At 68.7% G+C, this 15,902-nt stretch carries 12 protein-coding genes; 7 read left to right on the top strand and 5 right to left on the bottom strand.

What is annotated here, in order from left to right:
- The first annotated feature begins 207 nt into the window (after positions 1–207).
- Together ACFU5V_RS36520 and ACFU5V_RS36515 are read left to right on the top strand one after the other, a co-directional pair.
- Entirely contained in the window at positions 208–852 is a 645-nt protein-coding gene (locus ACFU5V_RS36520) for a DNA alkylation repair protein (RefSeq protein WP_378442000.1), read from the top strand.
- 106 nt (positions 853–958) lie between these two features.
- Positions 959–1,414 carry a tellurite resistance TerB family protein gene (locus ACFU5V_RS36515; protein ID WP_378705540.1) on the top strand — a complete coding sequence of 152 codons (456 nt, stop codon included), beginning with the start codon at positions 959–961 and terminating at the stop codon, positions 1,412–1,414.
- 41 nt (positions 1,415–1,455) lie between these two features.
- Here the strand turns inward: ACFU5V_RS36515 and ACFU5V_RS36510 are convergent, their stop codons facing one another.
- Positions 1,456–4,728 (bottom strand): arabinosyltransferase domain-containing protein, encoded by a 3,273-nt coding sequence (locus ACFU5V_RS36510; RefSeq protein WP_378705549.1) that lies wholly within the window; start codon positions 4,726–4,728, stop codon positions 1,456–1,458.
- Between the two features lie 324 nt (positions 4,729–5,052).
- On the bottom strand, positions 5,053–5,667 hold the full coding sequence (locus tag ACFU5V_RS36505) for a DUF4232 domain-containing protein (RefSeq protein ID WP_378705537.1): 615 nt from the start codon (positions 5,665–5,667) through the stop codon (positions 5,053–5,055).
- Positions 5,668–5,829: 162 nt separating this feature from the next.
- On the opposite strand from ACFU5V_RS36505, the gene ACFU5V_RS36500 reads away from it, so the two are divergent.
- Together ACFU5V_RS36500 and ACFU5V_RS36495 are read left to right on the top strand one after the other, a co-directional pair.
- Positions 5,830–7,254, top strand: coding sequence for an aldehyde dehydrogenase family protein (locus ACFU5V_RS36500; protein WP_378705535.1), 1,425 nt, complete (start codon positions 5,830–5,832; stop codon positions 7,252–7,254).
- A 161-nt stretch (positions 7,255–7,415) separates the two neighbouring features.
- Positions 7,416–8,213, top strand: coding sequence for an SDR family NAD(P)-dependent oxidoreductase (locus tag ACFU5V_RS36495; RefSeq protein ID WP_378705532.1), 798 nt, complete (start codon positions 7,416–7,418; stop codon positions 8,211–8,213).
- Here the strand turns inward: ACFU5V_RS36495 and ACFU5V_RS36490 are convergent.
- The 3 genes from ACFU5V_RS36490 to ACFU5V_RS36480 all read right to left on the bottom strand — a co-directional run bounded on the left by ACFU5V_RS36490 (position 8,207) and on the right by ACFU5V_RS36480 (position 12,031).
- Positions 8,207–9,589, bottom strand: coding sequence for a flavin monoamine oxidase family protein (locus ACFU5V_RS36490; protein ID WP_378705530.1), 1,383 nt, complete (start codon positions 9,587–9,589; stop codon positions 8,207–8,209). The genes ACFU5V_RS36495 and ACFU5V_RS36490 overlap by 7 nt on opposite strands.
- Positions 9,590–9,660: 71 nt before the next feature.
- Complete coding sequence (locus tag ACFU5V_RS36485; protein ID WP_378705528.1) at positions 9,661–10,731, bottom strand: LLM class flavin-dependent oxidoreductase; 1,071 nt, start codon at positions 10,729–10,731, stop codon at positions 9,661–9,663.
- Position 10,732: 1 nt separating this feature from the next.
- Positions 10,733–12,031 carry an O-acetylhomoserine aminocarboxypropyltransferase/cysteine synthase family protein gene (locus tag ACFU5V_RS36480; protein WP_378705525.1) on the bottom strand — a complete coding sequence of 433 codons (1,299 nt, stop codon included), beginning with the start codon at positions 12,029–12,031 and terminating at the stop codon, positions 10,733–10,735.
- A 199-nt stretch (positions 12,032–12,230) separates the two neighbouring features.
- Here ACFU5V_RS36480 and ACFU5V_RS36475 point away from each other — a divergent pair, with 199 nt between their 5' ends.
- From ACFU5V_RS36475 to ACFU5V_RS36465, 3 genes are all read left to right on the top strand, one after another.
- Positions 12,231–12,929, top strand: coding sequence for an alpha/beta hydrolase (locus ACFU5V_RS36475; protein ID WP_378705523.1), 699 nt, complete (start codon positions 12,231–12,233; stop codon positions 12,927–12,929).
- Positions 12,930–12,977: 48 nt separating this feature from the next.
- Complete coding sequence (locus ACFU5V_RS36470) at positions 12,978–14,342, top strand: aminotransferase class I/II-fold pyridoxal phosphate-dependent enzyme (RefSeq protein ID WP_378705521.1); 1,365 nt, start codon at positions 12,978–12,980, stop codon at positions 14,340–14,342.
- Positions 14,343–14,492: 150 nt separating this feature from the next.
- Complete coding sequence (locus tag ACFU5V_RS36465) at positions 14,493–15,884, top strand: LLM class flavin-dependent oxidoreductase (RefSeq protein WP_378705519.1); 1,392 nt, start codon at positions 14,493–14,495, stop codon at positions 15,882–15,884.
- Positions 15,885–15,902 lie beyond the last annotated feature (18 nt).

Raw genomic sequence — 15,902 nt, 5'->3', positions numbered from 1 at the left:
AAGACCCCAAACCCTTCGTCTGGCGCAAGACCGCGGAGGAGATCCTCGACTCCCTCACCAAATATATGGCGAAGATTTCCGGACCGGCACACTAGACGGTCAGGGGCCCGACGTAAGCTGGGCGCGATATCGGGCGGAGAAGTAGGAGAAGTAGAGGAGATCGTTGTGGCGACTCGTGCGGTACCGCAGGCCAGTGTCGGCGACGTGATGGCGGAACTGGCGGCCCTGGAAGATCCGAAGATCCGCGCCGTGAACGAACGCCACGGCGACGATCACGGTGTCAACCTCACCAAACTGCGCGCAGTCGCGAAGAGTCTGAAGACCCAGCACGACCTCGCCGGTGAGCTGTGGGGGACGGGTGACACCGCGGCCCGTCTCGTCGCGATCCTGATCTGCCGCCCCAAGGCGTACTCCGCGTCCGAGCTGGACGCCATGCTCCGCGACGCACGCGTGCCCAAGGTGCACGGCTGGCTCGTCAGCTACGTCGTCAAGAAGAGCCCGCACGTCGAAGAACTGCGCGTCGCGTGGTTCGCCGACGCCGACCCGGTCGTCGCCAGTGCGGGGTGGGCGCTGACCAGCGACCGCGTGGCGAAGGACTCCGGCGACCTCGATCTGCCCGAACTCCTCGACCTGATCGAGGCGCACATGAAGGATGCGCCGGACCGCCTGCAGTGGGCGATGAACGAATGCCTCGCCAACATCGGCATCCATCACCCCGAGCTTCGTGCCCGCGCGATCGGCATCGGCGAACGCCTCGAAGTCCTGAAGGACTACCCGACCCCGCCCAATTGCACGTCCCCGTACGCGCCGATCTGGATCACCGAGATCGTCCGCCGCCAGACCCAGAGCTAGCCGCATGCGACTGCGCTGGTAGACCGACCGCGGCGACGTCCGCCCGCGAAACCTGGCAAATTGGACACCACACGCACCGTGCGTGGGCACACGAAGAAGGAGTCCAATGGCTTTCTGGGATCAGCTGAAGGCAAAGGCGTTCGAGATGAACGGCCAGCTCAAGACGAAGACGGCGCAGTTCCAGAACAAGGAGTTCGCCAACGCCTCCATGGCCATGTGCGCCCTCATCGCCGCGGCGGACGGGACCATCGCCCCGTCCGAGCGGCAGAAGACTGCGGGGCTGATCACCAGCAACGAGGCGCTCAGTGTGTTCCCGTCGGACGAGCTGAGTCAGAAGTTCGACTGGTACTGCAGCAAACTGCAGTCCGATTTCGAGTTCGGCAAGATCGAGGCCACCGCCACCATCGCCAAGCTGAAGACCAAGCAGGATCAGGCTCGGGCCGTCATCCAGATCGGCATCGTCATCGGCGGAGCCGACGGCAACTTCGACCAGCACGAGCGAAACGTGGTGCGCGACGCCTGTTTCGCCGTCGGCATCGCGCCGGCCGAATTCGAACTCTGAGGTGAACGGTGACGCGCCCGGCGCGGGCGCGTCACCGACGCTCAGTAGGCGGTGATGATCGGCGCCGGATTCCACAGTCCCGAACGCTGAGTCCGGGTGGTGTCGATCTCCGCCGCCGTCGCACCGGCGTCGAGCGGGGAGTACTGCTCCACTCCGCCCCAGTCGCGGTCCCAGTCGTTCTTCAGATACGACGGTATGGTTCGGCTCGCCCGGGTCATCTCGATCCAGCCGAGGGGGCCGCCGCCGTACCGGTCCTGCCACAGGCTGGTCATGATCGCGCCGGGACGGTCCGGGAGGATCCGGTACTCGGGCGCCTCCGCGACACCGGCCCGGTGATCGAGCGGTCGCTGGCACGGAAACGCAAGGCCCACAGCCCAGTCGATCATGACCGGCGATTCGGATCCGATCACGTCGTTCAGTGTCTGCGTCCGCGGAACCCGCGGCGGTGTCACCGCCAGCCACTGCTGCGGATCGCTGTCCGTGTCCGACGCCACCAGCCGGAGGACATCCGTCTCGGCCGGCAGGGAATCGAGCGGCACCCGCAGATTGCGCCACGACGGCGCCGGACCGATGTCGATCGGCGTCACCCGTCCCGCGACCGCGACCGTGCCGTCCTGCTGCGCGGTGCCGTACTCCACCTCGAGGTTCTGGCCGTAGGTGACGACGCCGTCCGCGTCGACGGAGCGGATGCGGCCCGCCGCGGCGATGGAGACGAGGTCACCGGCACCGGTATCCGATTCGGCACCGGGCAGTCGGTACCAGCCGGTGGTCAGCGACGCGTCGCCGTCGCTGCCGTCACTGCCGAGGACCGGGGTGCTCGCGGGGTCCAGCCCGAACGGCAATGCCACGGCACTGCCGTTGACACCCACCGCGCCGGCGCCGCCGCCGGTGCCCGCGGCGTTGCTCGACGCCGTCTGCTCGGTGTTGTCGGTCTTGACGGAGTTGGCGACACCCGCATCCGACGATTCCTCGTCGGCGCTCAGGTCTCCGGCGACACCGTTCGGGCTGAAGCCGACGCTGCCGGTGCCCGCGAGGGTGGTCGCCGCGTCACCGGACAGCGGTTGCAGCAGTGAGGCGTTGGGATCGGTTTCGAGCAGGACGTCAGTGGCCAGGCCGCACGGTGCGCCGGTGACGGCGTCGACATTGGAGCGTGCGAGGGAGAACGCCGGGTACTGCGCGACCGCGCCCTTCGCCATCGACAGCACCTCGAACAGCACCATCGCGGCGGCCGCCACCGTCAACGGCGGGAGCGCCCACACCCGGCGCCTGCGCACGGAGTCGCCCTGCGTGTAGGGCTCGCGGAAGTAGCACCACGCCGCGATCAGCAGCATCACCAGGGTGGCGCCGAGCAGGATCGTGCCCGCACCGAGTCCGGCGATCGACACCGGCTTGTCCCACCACGGCACGCTGTAACTGGACACGTACCACCACCCGTTGGTGCTGGTGAAACACATCGCCAGCAGGAACAGCACGGCGGCCGCGAACAGGGCGCGGTTGCGCGGCGAGCGCACCACGGCGGTGCTCACCGCCACCGACGCCAGGACGGCGAGCGACCCGGCGAGACCCGCGTAGATGCCGAAGTGGTGCGTCCATTTGGTGGGCGTGAACATCATCAGGGCCATCGCGGCGAACGTGATGCCGATGAGCCGCCGCGACGGTCCCGTCGCCGTCCCGGGAATCCGGCCACCCTTGCGCAGCATCACGAGGACCGTCACCGCCAGGGACAGCACCATCACGAACACACCGAACCGGCGCGACAGCGAACCGTCGACGGAGATGTTCAGCAGGTACTGGTAGCGGAGGTACTCGTCGAACCAGGGGACGTTGGGGCCGATGGCATGCACGTGCTGCATCTCCATGACGGCGGCGAGGGTCTGGTCGGCGAACACCGCCACCAGGATCACGGTCCCCGACGCGACGAGCGGCGCGAGCAGTGCCAGATAGCCGACGGTCTTGGCCCGCGCGATCACGATCTGCAGGATCGGCCGGGCGCCGGCGACGAGGGCGCCGAAGCAGATCAACCCGGACGGTCCCGCGGTCAGCGTGGCCGCGCCGACCAGGATCGCCACCGCGGCGGGCAGCAGCCGACGGGTCGCGACGGCGCGTTCCACCGAACACCACGTCAGCAGCACACCCACCGCGACGATCGGTTCGGGGCGCAAACCGTTGTTGTAGGGGAGCCAGAACGCGAGGAACACCAGCCCGCCGGTCCACAGCGCGAGCCGGTTGCCCCGGACGGCGGCGCCGAGTCGCGGTGCCACCTCCCGGCTGATCACCAGCCACGCGACGATGCCGGCGAGCAACGCCGGCAGACGCACGAACGGGCTGGCCGGTGTGATGTTCGCCAGCACCGCGAGGACGTCGTAATAGGGGGACCCGAACGGCGCCTCGGGGACGCCGTACCAGCGGAAGTAGTTGGCCATGTAGCCCGCGGCCTCGGACGTGCGGGCCATGTTGAACTGGTAGCCGTCGTCGGAGGTGGAGGCGCCGATGAAATGCCACAGCACCAGCGTGCCGATGACGACGGCGTCGACGGCCCCGAACGACCACCAGCGGGTGGGCAGGAATCGTCGTGCCCGGCGACCGTCCACATTGTCGAGACGGTGCAGCGCAACCAGCGCCAGAATCGTGGCCAGCGCGCCCACCACCATGGCCACGAACTTGATCGTCGACGGCGTCGACGAGAACCGGCTGTCGATCTGCGCGGTCACCTGCAGTCCATCGGGCACCGGCCCGTCGAGGTCGCTGAAGATGCCCACCATCTGCGGGCGGAGGTCGCCGTCGACGACGGTCGGGGCGTCCTGGCCTGCCGTCACGAATCCGGCGGTGGTCCGCGTCGAATCCGAGGACACCACGAGCGTGCACTCGGCGGGTAGCCCGTCCAGCGGTGACGACAGCAGGACCTGGTTCCGCAGCACCACCTCGACGCGGCCGGGACCGTCCGCGGTCGCCGGATTCACCGTGGCGACGAGCCCGTACCTCCCGGCGTCGGCGGCACCCGCGGGGGCGGTGGAGGTCAGCAGTCCGCCGCGGTCGGCGAGTTCGCCGATCGTCGCACAGGGAATTCGCGCGTCGAGGCTCAGCGGCGCGTAGGAGACGAGCGGTGCCTCGACGCTTCCGGTGCTGCCGTTCTGCGGCCAGGTGAGGGTGGCGCTGTCCTGCTCGACGGGAAGGAACGGGAGCGACAACGTGAGCAGCACCCCGAAGAGGGACGCGACGATGGCGAGGAGACGGGCGGAGCGAACCGACTGACCGAGAGGAGACGACTGGGGCGGGGTCCCGATCGGCGACTCGTCCGAGTCGTCTCTGGACACATTCGCCGATTCCAGCCTGCTGTCAGTCACGACGTCGGATAGTACCCATCCGCGCCGATGGTGAGCGAAGGTAAGGAACGGTCCTGGTGGGAGGGTTTCCGGCCCCGGACGATCACATGAGGAGGTGTCTCATGATCCGCCACCGGCGCTCCGGCCGAGTGAGGAGATGGTGGTGATGCCGCGGGCCGCGGCGGTGCCGAACCTCGGAATGCACTTCGCGGATGATCTCGAACATGCCTCCGCCCTCCTCCTGCGCGACCACGTCTATCCCGACCGTAGGTCGGGCCCGGGGTGAGCCGATTCACCCGGTGCGGGTGAACAAGGTCACTCCGTGACCGGCTGAACCGACAGCTGTTTCACGCCGGTCTGCGAACAGCCGGTGGTGGGGTAGGGGACGAACACCGAACCGGTGTCGTTCGGCGGGTACACCCGGAACCCCGCGACCGGCGTGGGGCCACACGTGTCGGCGGGATAGTTCTGCACCACCGTGGCGCGCACCGCAGCGGTCGCCCGCGCTCCCGGAGCCACCGTCACGGGAGTCTCCGTTCCGCCGTCCCGGGCGGCCGCCGCACCCACCTGCGGGCCGTCCGGGGCCGCGACGTAGGACACCCCGGGGTATCCGTGGAGGACGCAGTCGCGGGTGCCGGTGTTGGTGAAGACGAGCGGGATCTCCTGAGATCCGGCCGCCCCGCTGGGCTGGCCGAGCGTCACCTGCAGTTCGCCGATCAGGCAGCGGTCGGGGTGCGGAGTGGTCGGTGTGGTGGCGGACGTCGGCGGGACGTCGGCGGTGGTGGTTGCGTCCGACGTCGTGACGGTGACGCCACCGGGCGAGGGTTCGGCGGTCCCCGGCTCGTCCGTCGAGCCACAGGCCGAGGCGGTGAGTGCGGCGGCGATACCGAGTACTCCGAGAAGGGTGCGTGCCGGTGACTGCGTGCGCATCTGATCGCTCCTCCTGCTGACTGTGCGGCGTACGTCGATGGTCCGCGATCGGTGCCGTCCCGGTGTGTGGTTCGGGGAGATCGCATTCGCCCCGAACCGGCGGGCTCAGGTCGTAGTCTGCGGGCGCAAGGTTTCCGCGACACTTTCACTGGAGGCAGACCGATGAGCGAAGTTCTGGACCGGACCACGATCTACATCGACGGATCCTGGGTCGATTCGCAGGGGACGGGCCGGATCGATGTGGTCAACCCGGCCACGGAGCACGTCATCGCCGTGGTCGCCGAGGGCACCCCCGACGACGTCGATCGCGCCGCGAAAGCCGCGCGGGCAGCCTTCCCCGCATGGTCCGCGCTCAGCGGCACGGAACGCGGCGAGTACCTCCGGAAGGCGGCCGCCCTGATCAAGGAGCGCCTCGACGACTTCACCGCCCTGGTGTCCCGCGACATGGGCATGCCGCTGGGATTCGCGAAACCCATCCAGATCGGGATGCCCCTCGCGAACCTCGCCGCGTTCGCCGAACTGGCCGGCACCTACGACTTCGACGCCCACGAGGTGGGCAACTCGCTGATCGTGCGCGAACCCATCGGTGTCGTCGGCGCGATCACCCCGTGGAACTTCCCGCTCCACCAGGTGGTGCTGAAGGTCGGCGGTGCGCTGGCCGCGGGCTGCACCGTGGTGCTCAAGCCGACCGAGGTCGCGCCGCTCGCCACCTACGCGCTCGCCGACATCTTCGACGAAATCGGTCTGCCCGCAGGCGTGTTCAACCTCGTCAGCGGATTCGGGCCCGTCGTGGGTGAGGCGATCGCCGGTCACCCCGAGGTGGACATGGTCTCGTTCACCGGCTCCACCCGGGCGGGCAAGAGGGTCGCGGTGGTCGCGGCCGAGACGGTGAAGAAGGTGGCACTCGAACTCGGCGGCAAGTCCGCCAACGTCATCCTCGACGACGCCGACCTGACGAAGGCGGTCACCGACGGGGTGGCCAAGTGTTTCCTCAACTCCGGCCAGACCTGTTCGGCGCTCACCCGGATGCTGGTCCCCGCGGACAAGGTGGACGAGGCCTCCGCCATCGCGGCGCAGGTTGCGCAGAACTACTCGGTCGGCGATCCGACGGCTGCGACGTCGGTGCTCGGGCCGCTGGTGAACTCGAACCAGCTGAAGCGGGTGCGCGGCTACATCGAACAGGGCATCGCGGAAGGTGCGCGCGCCGTCCTGGACGGCCGGGAGACCGGCCAGGGCACGGGCTACTTCGTCGGCCCCACCGTGTTCTCCGGCGTCACCGAGGACATGACCATCGCCAAGGAGGAGATCTTCGGTCCCGTCCTGTCCATCATCGGATACCAGGACGAGGACGACGCGGTGCGGATCGCCAACGCGACGGAATACGGGCTCGCCGCCGGCGTGTGGTCCGGCGACCAGGAGCGGGCCGACCGGGTCGCGCGGCAGCTGCGCGCAGGCCAGGTCGAGGTGAACGGCGGGGCGTTCAACACCAACGCCCCGTTCGGCGGGTACAAGCAGTCGGGCATCGGCCGCGAGGCCGGGGTCCTCGGCTTCGAGGAGTTCCTGGAGATCAAGTCGATCCAGCGGTAGGCGGCTTCGCCGCCCGTGCGTGGTTGACGAGTCTCTGGACTCGTTAACCACTCACGGGTGCGGAGCGCAATTGGCCTCACGCTGAACCGAATCCGTGACTCCCGACCGTGGCGGTCCTACCCTCGAATCGAGGGGTGGACAGCGGAGATGAGGAGAACACAATGGATCTCGGTCTGAGCGGCAAGCGCGCCGTCGTCACCGGCGGCAGCCGCGGAATCGGTCTCGCGATCGCGCGCAGCCTCGCGTCGGAGGGGGTCGACGTGGTGCTCGCGGCCAGGGGCGCCGAGGCGCTGGAACTGGCGGCGAAGACGCTGTCGCAGGAGACCGGCCGGCGGGTCATCGGGGTACCCACCGACACCGGCGACGACAAGTCGGTGCGCGCCCTCGTGCAGCGAACGGTGGACGAACTCGGCGGCGTCGACATTCTCGTGAACGCGGCGGCCACACCGTGGAGTGCGGGCAAGCCGAGCGACTTCGCGTCCACCACCGACGACGTGGTCCGCGGCGAACTCGAGATCAAGGTGCTCGGCTATCTGCGGACCGCCCGCGCGGTGGCACCGCACCTCGTGGAGCAGGGGTGGGGACGGATCATCAACATCAGCGGGCTCGGTGCCCGCCAGGCCAACTCCATTGCGCAGACCGTCCGGAACGTCGGGGTGTCGGCGCTGACGAAGAACCTCGCCGACGAACTCGGACCGCACGGCGTCAACGTCACCGTGGTGCATCCCGGATTGACGCGGACGGAACGACTCGTCGACCGGTTGACGGAGCAGTCCGAGGCGGAAGGGGTCCCCGTAGCCGAACTGGAGTCGCGGCTGGCGACCAACTCGATCCACCGGCTGGTCGACGCCAGTGAGGTCGCGGATGTCGTCACGTTCCTGGCGTCGCCGCGCAGTGTCGGGATCACCGGCGACGCGGTTGCCGTCGGCGGGGGTGCGCCGGGCGCCGTCTACTACTGAGCATGGGCGGGTGACAGCACGCCGTCGCGCTGGGTGACTTCGCGGGCGGCGCGTTCACCGGAGCGGACGGCGCCGTCGACCCAGCCGCACATCACGGACGAACTCTCCGTGCCCGCCCAGTGGATGCGACCGCACGGCTCGCGGAGGGCGTGGCCGAACTGGGTGAGTACCCCCGTCGGCGCGTGGCTGAGCATGCCGCCGCCGGAGTACCGCTCCAGACTCCAGTTCTGCTCGATGTAGTCGACGGGGGAGGCCGCCGAGGCCCCGAACCGTGCGGTCAACTCGCCGAGCACCGCCTTCTTCCGGTCCGCTTCGGGCAGCGTCCCCAGCGTGCGGGCGATCGGTCCCTCGACGATCACGCACAGAACTCCGGGTCGTCCGGTGTCGGTGCACGCGTCGATGGTGATCGTCGCGGGGGAGTCGGGGGCCGCCGACTGCCCCGACAATCCGTCGGCGCGCCAGAAGGGTTCGTCGTAGACGACGGCGATCTTCATGACGGCGCCGCTCGGCATCCTCTGGTGCAGGAACGACCGATCCATCGGGAGCAGTGGCTCGTAGAGGATCTGGCTCGCGATGGCGAGAGGCACCGCGACGATCGCTCTCCGCGCTCGCACGGCCAGGTCCGCGGAGCGAACGGTCACGCCGTCGCGGTCCTGCGCGACGTCCCGGACGGGTTGCGACAGGTGGAGCGCGTCGCCGATCTCGGCTGCCATCGGACGGTAGATGGCCCCCATCCCGCCGACCGGCCGCGCATCCTCGGCCGCGTCCTTCACTCCGAGAACGAAACCGGGACCGCCGCCGGACGCCATCTGATACAGCACGAACAGCATCGACACCTCGGACGCGGCGGACGTGTAGCAACCGGCGACGGCGGTCTCGAGAAGGTCGTGGGCAGGTTTGGACAACGTGTTGTCGCCGAGCCATTTCGCGAGACTGATCGCGTCCCACTTGGCGGCCTTCTTCGCCTCCCACGGCGCCTCGAGCGGGATCGTCTTGCACATCTGGCCGAGTTCGAAGAACACGGCGCCGAGATTCGCCGTGGCCCAGGGACTCATCGTCAGGGGAATCGTGCCCTTGTACCGGTACTGCTTGCCGTCGACGACCATCATGGCGTCGCCGTCGGTGTACTGCTTGTACGTCTCGACGCCGAATTCGTCGATCAGGGCGTAGATCCGGTCCTGTCCCGGCCCGATCCACGCGCCGCCCCGATCGATCCACGAACCGTCGTCGCGGGTCTCGGTGAACGTGCGCCCGCCGATCCGGTCGCGGGCCTCCATCAGTACAACCGTGTGCCCGGCCTGTTTCAGACGCAGCGCCGCCGTCAGTCCGGCGAATCCGGCTCCTACGACGCAATAGTCGACTTCGATGTCTGCCATGACGAATCCCCTCGCGCTCTTCGATCCTTACTCGCGACGAGGGGTCCGGTCAAGGCCCCCGTGAGTACTTGTTAACCGCCGGTGGTTAACAAGTACTCACGGGTGGGGACGAGCGGGAACACCTGCTCGGCGATGCGCTCGAGTTCCTCGTGGGCAGGGGAGCACTGGATGAGCAGCAGGGTGAGGCCGGCGTCCTGGTAGGCGCGGATTTTTTCCGCGACCTGTTCCGGTGTGCCGACGAGGTTCGGGCGAAGTCCGCGCGTGCCGACGGAGTATTCGCGCCGGGACAGCTCGACGTCGAGTTCGGAGTTCTTCACGAACTCCTCGAACGACGCGTACCCGGGCGAGTGGGGGTCGACGGTGGTGATGCGTTCGAGTTCGGCGCGGGCCTCGGCTTCGGTGTCGCGCACGATGATGTAGGTGGACATGCCGAATTCGGCCATGTCCCGCTGGTGGATTCGCTGCGACCGCGCGTTCATGTCGGCGATCTTGGTGCGCACCTCGTCGACGGTGCCGCCGTGGAGCACGTACGAGTCGGCGAACGTCGCGATGGATTCGCGGCCGCTCTCGCTCTCGCCGCCCGCGAAGACCGGGGGATGGATTGCGGGTTTCGGCGACAGGATCGAGTCGCGCACGCTGAAGTGCTCGCCCTGGTAGGTGAACGGGGTGTGCTCCCAGAGTCCGCGGAGGACGTCGACGAATTCGGTGGCCTGCCGGTACCGGTCGTCGTGCCGGGTGAACGCGCCGCCGTACTGCCGGGCTTCTTCCTCCCACCAGGCGGCGACGACGTTGAGCGCGAACCGTGCCGCACCGGCGTCGGTGGTGCCGGCGATGTCGGTGATCGTCGCGGATTCCTTCGCGGTGACCGCGGGCAGGTGGAATCCGGGTCGCACCGCCGTCATCACCCGGAGCTGTTCGGTGACCGCGAGGATCGCCGACGACAGCGACCACGCCTCGAGGCTGGGTGCGTCGACGCCCTTGCGGTCGTTGAGGTAGAGCTCGGGCACGAGGGTGGTGTGGTATCCGAGCCGGTCGGTAAGCTGCGACAGCTGTTTGACGTAGTCCCAGGTGGCGGGCATGCCTTCGTCGCCGAGGTTGCGCAGGAAGCCGCCGTAGATGGGCGTCCAGTAGCCGAAATGCATGTCATTCCTCCGTGATGGCGTCGAGCGACGCACGCAGATCGTCGACGAGGTCGTCCAGGTTCTCCAGTCCGATGGACAATCGGACGGTGCGGTAGCCGAATCCGGCGTCGCGGAGTTGCGTGTCGTCGAGGTGGCTGTGCGTGGTGGTGGCGGGGTGCACCACCAGCGAGCGGGCGTCGCCGATGTTGGCGACGATGGCGAACAGTTGCAGCGAGTCGACGAACTTCGCCACCTTCGTGCCGTCGACGGCGAGGTCGAAGGAGAACACCGAGCCGGCGCCGCGCGGCAGGTACCGGCGGGCCGCGTCGTACCACCGGTTCTCCGGCAGTCCGGGGTAATTGACCTTCGCGACCGCGGGGTGGCCGTCGAGGAACTGTGCGATCGCCAGCGCCGAGCCGACCTGCCGTTCCAGCCGCAGGTCCAGCGTCTCCAGTCCTTGGAGCAGCTGGAACGAATTGAACGGGGACAGTGCGGGTCCGAGATCGTGGACGACCTTCGTCTTCGCGTACACGAGGTACGCGCTCCGGTCGCGACCGAACTCGTCCCACAGCACGAGGTCGCCGATCCGCGGATACGGCTCGGTGAACTGGGTCCAGCGCCGCGGCTCCGCGCCGAAGTCGAATGTACCGAGGTCGACGATCACGCCGCCCAGCGACGTTCCGTGCCCGCCGATGAACTTGGTGGCCGAGTAGACGGCGATGTCTGCGCCGAAGTCTCTGGGGCGGAGCAGGTACGGGGTGGCGATCGTGTTGTCGACGATCAGCGGTACCCCGGCCTGGTGCGCGATGTCGGCGACGGCCCGGACGTCGAGGACGGAGGCGACGGGGTTGCCGATCGACTCGGCGAAGAAGGCCCGGGTCTCGGGGCGGGCGGCGGCACGCCAGGCGTCGAGGTCGTCCTGGTCGACGAGTGTGACGTCGATCCCGAAGTCCGCGAACGTGTCGGTGAGCAGGTCGACGGTGCCGCCGTACAGTTGCCGCGCCGCGACGATGTGCTGCCCCGACTTGGCGAGGGTGAGCAGTGCGACCGCGACGGCGGACTGCCCGGACCCGGTGGCCAGCGCGGCGACACCGCCGTCGAGGTCGGCGAGCCGCTGCTCGAGCACGGCCTGGGTGGGGTTCCCCGTGCGGCTGTACAGGTTTCCCTTGCGGCGCAGGGAAAAGATGTCCCGTGCCTGGTCGAAGCTGCCGAAGTCGTAGGCAACCGATTGGTAGATCGGGGGGATCGCGGTGTTCTGCGGCGTGCCGGGTTGATAGCCGGTGCGGACCTGCCGGGTCGCGAACCCTGTGGTCTCGGGCATCGGTGTGCCTGTCCCTTCGTCGATACTCTTGATTGGCCGGGGGTCGATCACAAAACGAATATGTTCGGAACAAAACACGAAGTGCGACGAGAAGACACGCGTTTTGTTCTGCTCGAGCATTACTCTTGTTTCACCGCGCGCGGGTGAGTCAGGGTGACGCAGTCAATCCTGCGAACAACCACCCCGAGTGAGGTAATCAGTGGACATCGACTGGCTGGAACCCGAAGCGGCCGCGCGTGGCTCGGTGATCGTCGTCGCCGGCCGAGGTGAGCATGCTCACGTGTACCGCAGGTTCGCCCGGCGGATCGCGTTCGACGGCTACCGCGTCGCGGTGGTGGAGAACGACCCCGCCGCGGCCGCTCGGGTGATCGCCGACGCCGAGTCCGGTCTCCCGCTCACCGTCGTCGGGTCGGACAGTGGCGCCCTCACCGCGCTCGACCTCGCCGCCACCCATCCGGCCGTGTCCGGGGTCGTGGCCGCCGGTCTGCTCGTCGCGGGCACCGACGCCTTCACCGGAGGGTGGGACGGCGAACTCGAGATCCGCTCGGCGTGTCCGGTGCACCGGGGCGTCCTGGCCGCGGACGACGCGCTCGACCGGGGCACGCTCGGCGCGGAGACACCGATCGCCACGGCGGATTCGCTGACCCACGTGCAGGTTCCCGTCCTCGTCGTCCACGGTGGCGCCGACGTCCTCAGCCCGGCGGCAGAGGTCCTCGCCATCACGTCCGCGTTGCCGGGCGCCCGCGTGGTCGTTGTGAACGACGGGCGGCACGACATTCTCAACGACGTGTCTCACCGGTCCGTCGCCGCCGAGATCGTGCAGTTCCTCGAGCGTCTGCGACTGCCCGGCACGCCCGACGTCCTCCTCCGTGAACCGGTGGGCGCACTCGCGCAATGACCCGGCCCGGGGCGGGGCCGGTAGCGGTTGTCGATCGAAGGGGTGTGGATGTCAGCGGTGATGGAGTCGGAGACGATTGCTCCTGAGTGGTTGCTCGAACGAATCGACGGCCGCACAGCGGAACTGGCCGACGCCGTCGCCGACCTCATCCGGTCGGGTGAGCTGAGCCCCGGCGACCGCCTGCCGACCGTCCGCGCACTCGCGAAGGCGACCGATCTCAGTGTCGGTGCGATCGTCAGCGCGTGGGGCCGGTTGCAGGAGCAGGGTTTCGTGCAGACCCGCCGCCGCGGCGGCACCGTGGTTCTCCCGCCGCTCGACAGCGTGCCCGAGCGCGGCATCCCCGACTGGCGCGGCGTCGACCTGGCGCAGAATGCACCGGATCTGGCGCTACAGCCGTCCCTGTCCGACGCTTTGTTGTCCAGTCTGGACGCTGAGACGCTGAATGTGTTCGGGCGGGAACTGATGACCGAGCGTCTGCGCAATGCCGTCGCTCCGGGGTGGCCGTTCGAACCGGAGGCGTGGGCGACCGCGGGCGGTGGCACCGAGGCGCTGCTGCTGGCGGTGGAGGCGGCGGCACCGCCCGGGTCCCGGGTGGCGGTCGACGAGCCTCTCGGGCCGGGCGTGCTCGACACCCTCCGCGATCTGGGTCTGGACGCGGTGGGTGTCGGCGCCGACCGCGACGGCCCCCGGCCGGACGCGCTCGACGAGGCCCTGACGGCCGGTGCGGTCGCGTTCGTGTTCCAGCCCGGGGCGCCGTTCGCCGTCGACCACGCGGTCAGCGCGCGGCGCACCCGCGAACTCGCCGACGTGCTGCGACGGCATCCGGCGGTGTGGGTGGTCGAGGACGACTCGATCGGACCGCTCGAACCGGACCAACCGCCGACACTGGGACGTGAACTGCCGCAGCGTGTCGTCCGGATCCGCAGTTACTGCAAGGCGTACGGGATCGACGTGCGGACCTCCGTCCTCGGCGGCTCCCGCGAACTGATCGAGAAGGCCATGAAGGTGCGCAGTCACGGTGTCGGCTCGAACAGCCGGATCCTGCAGAACACCCTCGCGCATCTGATAGGCAGCGCCGACGCCGAACACGCGGTCACGGCGGCGCACGAACGTTACGTCGCCAGGCGCACGACGCTCCTCGAAGCCCTGATCGACCGCGGCATCGAGGCTTTCGCGGGCCCGCACAGTCTGGTCGTGTGGGTGACGGTGTCGGACGAGACCGCGGCGCTGGTTGCGTTGGCGCGGCAGGGCATCTCCGTGGGGGCGGGATCGCGGTCGTTCGTGCGGTCACCCGCACGGCAACTCCTGCGCCTGTCGGCCACCCAGTTGCCCGACGACGCCGAGCTGATCGGGCAGCTCGCCGACGTCGTCGCGGCGGCTGTGGCGGAGTCGTCGCGCGAGTTCTTCGACTGATCGGACTTTGTTCGGCAGCACTGCGGGACATACGAAATATGTTTTGAAACATCGAGAATTTAATACTCTGCACGCGTCTGTTTGCTCCATACACTTCAACGCGGCGTGCCGAGGCAGGTGCCTGACGGCGAACGACGAAGGAGCGAGAACATGACGAGACGGCAACTGAAATTGGGAGCTGTCCTCACCCCCACGGGTGGTCCGGGGCACCCGTACACCTGGCTGGACCCGGAGATCCCCGGCGACGCCAGCGTCGACATCGACTGGTACATCGAGTACGCGCGTCTCGCCGAGCAGGCGCGGTTCGACCTCGTGTTCATCGTCGACAGCCAGTTCATCACCCCCGACTCGCCCCCGCACTACCTGAACCGGCTCGAGCCGCTGACGCTGCTGTCGGCGCTCGCCGTGGCCACCGAGCACATCGGGCTCGTCGGCACCCTGACCACGTCGTTCAACCAGCCGTTCAACCTCGCGCGACGGTTCGCGTCCCTCGACCTGATCAGCCGCGGCCGCGCAGGCTGGAACGTGGTCACCAGCGGCGACTCGGGCACCGCCGGAAACTACGGCCTCGAGGAGCATTACGACTACGCCACCCGTTACGGCCGGGCACTCGAACACGTCGAGGTGGTCAAGGCGCTGTGGGATTCGTACGAGGACGACGCGTTTCCGCGCGACCGGGACGCCCGCCGCTTCCTCGACGCGGACAAGCTGCACACCCTCGACCACGCGGGTGAGCACTTCTCGGTGGTGGGCCCGCTCAACATCGAACGCTCACGGCAGGGCCAGCCCGTGATCTTCCAGGCCGGCGACTCCGACCAGGGCCGCGACCTCGGCGCGCGCATCGCCGACGGGATCTTCACGCACGCCCCGAGTTTCGAAGCGGGAGCGGCGTTCTACGCCGACATCAAGAACCGGGCCGCGGCGTACGGGCGCGCCCCCGAGGACATCGTGATCCTGCCGGGCGTCACCGTCACCGTGGGCGACACCGACGCCGACGCCCGCGAGATCGAACGCACGACCCAGCTGGCGGACAACGACTTCGGTAGGTCCCTGCGGGAACTCGGCCGGCCGTTCGGCTGGCACGACTTCCAGCAGTACGACCTCGACGCGCCGTTCCCCACCGAGGCCTTGCAGCACGCCGAGCGGAGCTTCTACACGCAGGCGAAGAAGATCACCGACCTCGCTGTCGGCCGCGGGCTGACGCTGCGGCAGACCGTCGAGGCGCTCAACGCGCCGAAGACGTCGCCGTTCACCGGCAGCGCCGAGACCGTCGCGAACGAACTGCAGCGCTGGCTGGACGGTCACGCCCTCGACGGCATCAACATCCACATCGGTCACCCGGCGCAGTTCCGCCGCTTCGTCGACGAGGTGCTGCCGATCCTGCGCGAGCGCGGGGTGGTCCGGGAGGATTACGAGCGGGACACCCTGCGCGGCAACCTCGGCCTGCCCTTCGCGGAGAACCGCTACACCCGTGCGCGGCGTGAGGGAACCGACCCCGCCCCGCTGCCCGGCACCACCGCGTCGCTGTCCGCGAGCGTCTGAATCACCACCCCCTTTGCA

The sequence above is a fragment of the Rhodococcus sp. NPDC057529 genome (genome assembly GCF_042802055.1).
Classification (GTDB): domain Bacteria; phylum Actinomycetota; class Actinomycetes; order Mycobacteriales; family Mycobacteriaceae; genus Rhodococcus_F.
This window is presented reverse-complemented; position numbering and strand designations above follow the sequence as displayed.

Coding starts and splice junctions, on each gene's coding strand:
- ACFU5V_RS36505 (WP_378705537.1), bottom strand. CDS start 5,667: ATGCGCACGCAGTCACCGGCACGCACCCTTCTCGGAGTACTCGGTATC.
- ACFU5V_RS36470 (WP_378705521.1), top strand. CDS start 12,978: ATGTCAGCGGTGATGGAGTCGGAGACGATTGCTCCTGAGTGGTTGCTC.
- ACFU5V_RS36465 (WP_378705519.1), top strand. CDS start 14,493: ATGACGAGACGGCAACTGAAATTGGGAGCTGTCCTCACCCCCACGGGT.
- ACFU5V_RS36490 (WP_378705530.1), bottom strand. CDS start 9,589: ATGGCAGACATCGAAGTCGACTATTGCGTCGTAGGAGCCGGATTCGCC.
- ACFU5V_RS36515 (WP_378705540.1), top strand. CDS start 959: ATGGCTTTCTGGGATCAGCTGAAGGCAAAGGCGTTCGAGATGAACGGC.
- ACFU5V_RS36520 (WP_378442000.1), top strand. CDS start 208: ATGGCGGAACTGGCGGCCCTGGAAGATCCGAAGATCCGCGCCGTGAAC.
- ACFU5V_RS36485 (WP_378705528.1), bottom strand. CDS start 10,731: ATGCATTTCGGCTACTGGACGCCCATCTACGGCGGCTTCCTGCGCAAC.
- ACFU5V_RS36495 (WP_378705532.1), top strand. CDS start 7,416: ATGGATCTCGGTCTGAGCGGCAAGCGCGCCGTCGTCACCGGCGGCAGC.
- ACFU5V_RS36480 (WP_378705525.1), bottom strand. CDS start 12,031: ATGCCCGAGACCACAGGGTTCGCGACCCGGCAGGTCCGCACCGGCTAT.
- ACFU5V_RS36500 (WP_378705535.1), top strand. CDS start 5,830: ATGAGCGAAGTTCTGGACCGGACCACGATCTACATCGACGGATCCTGG.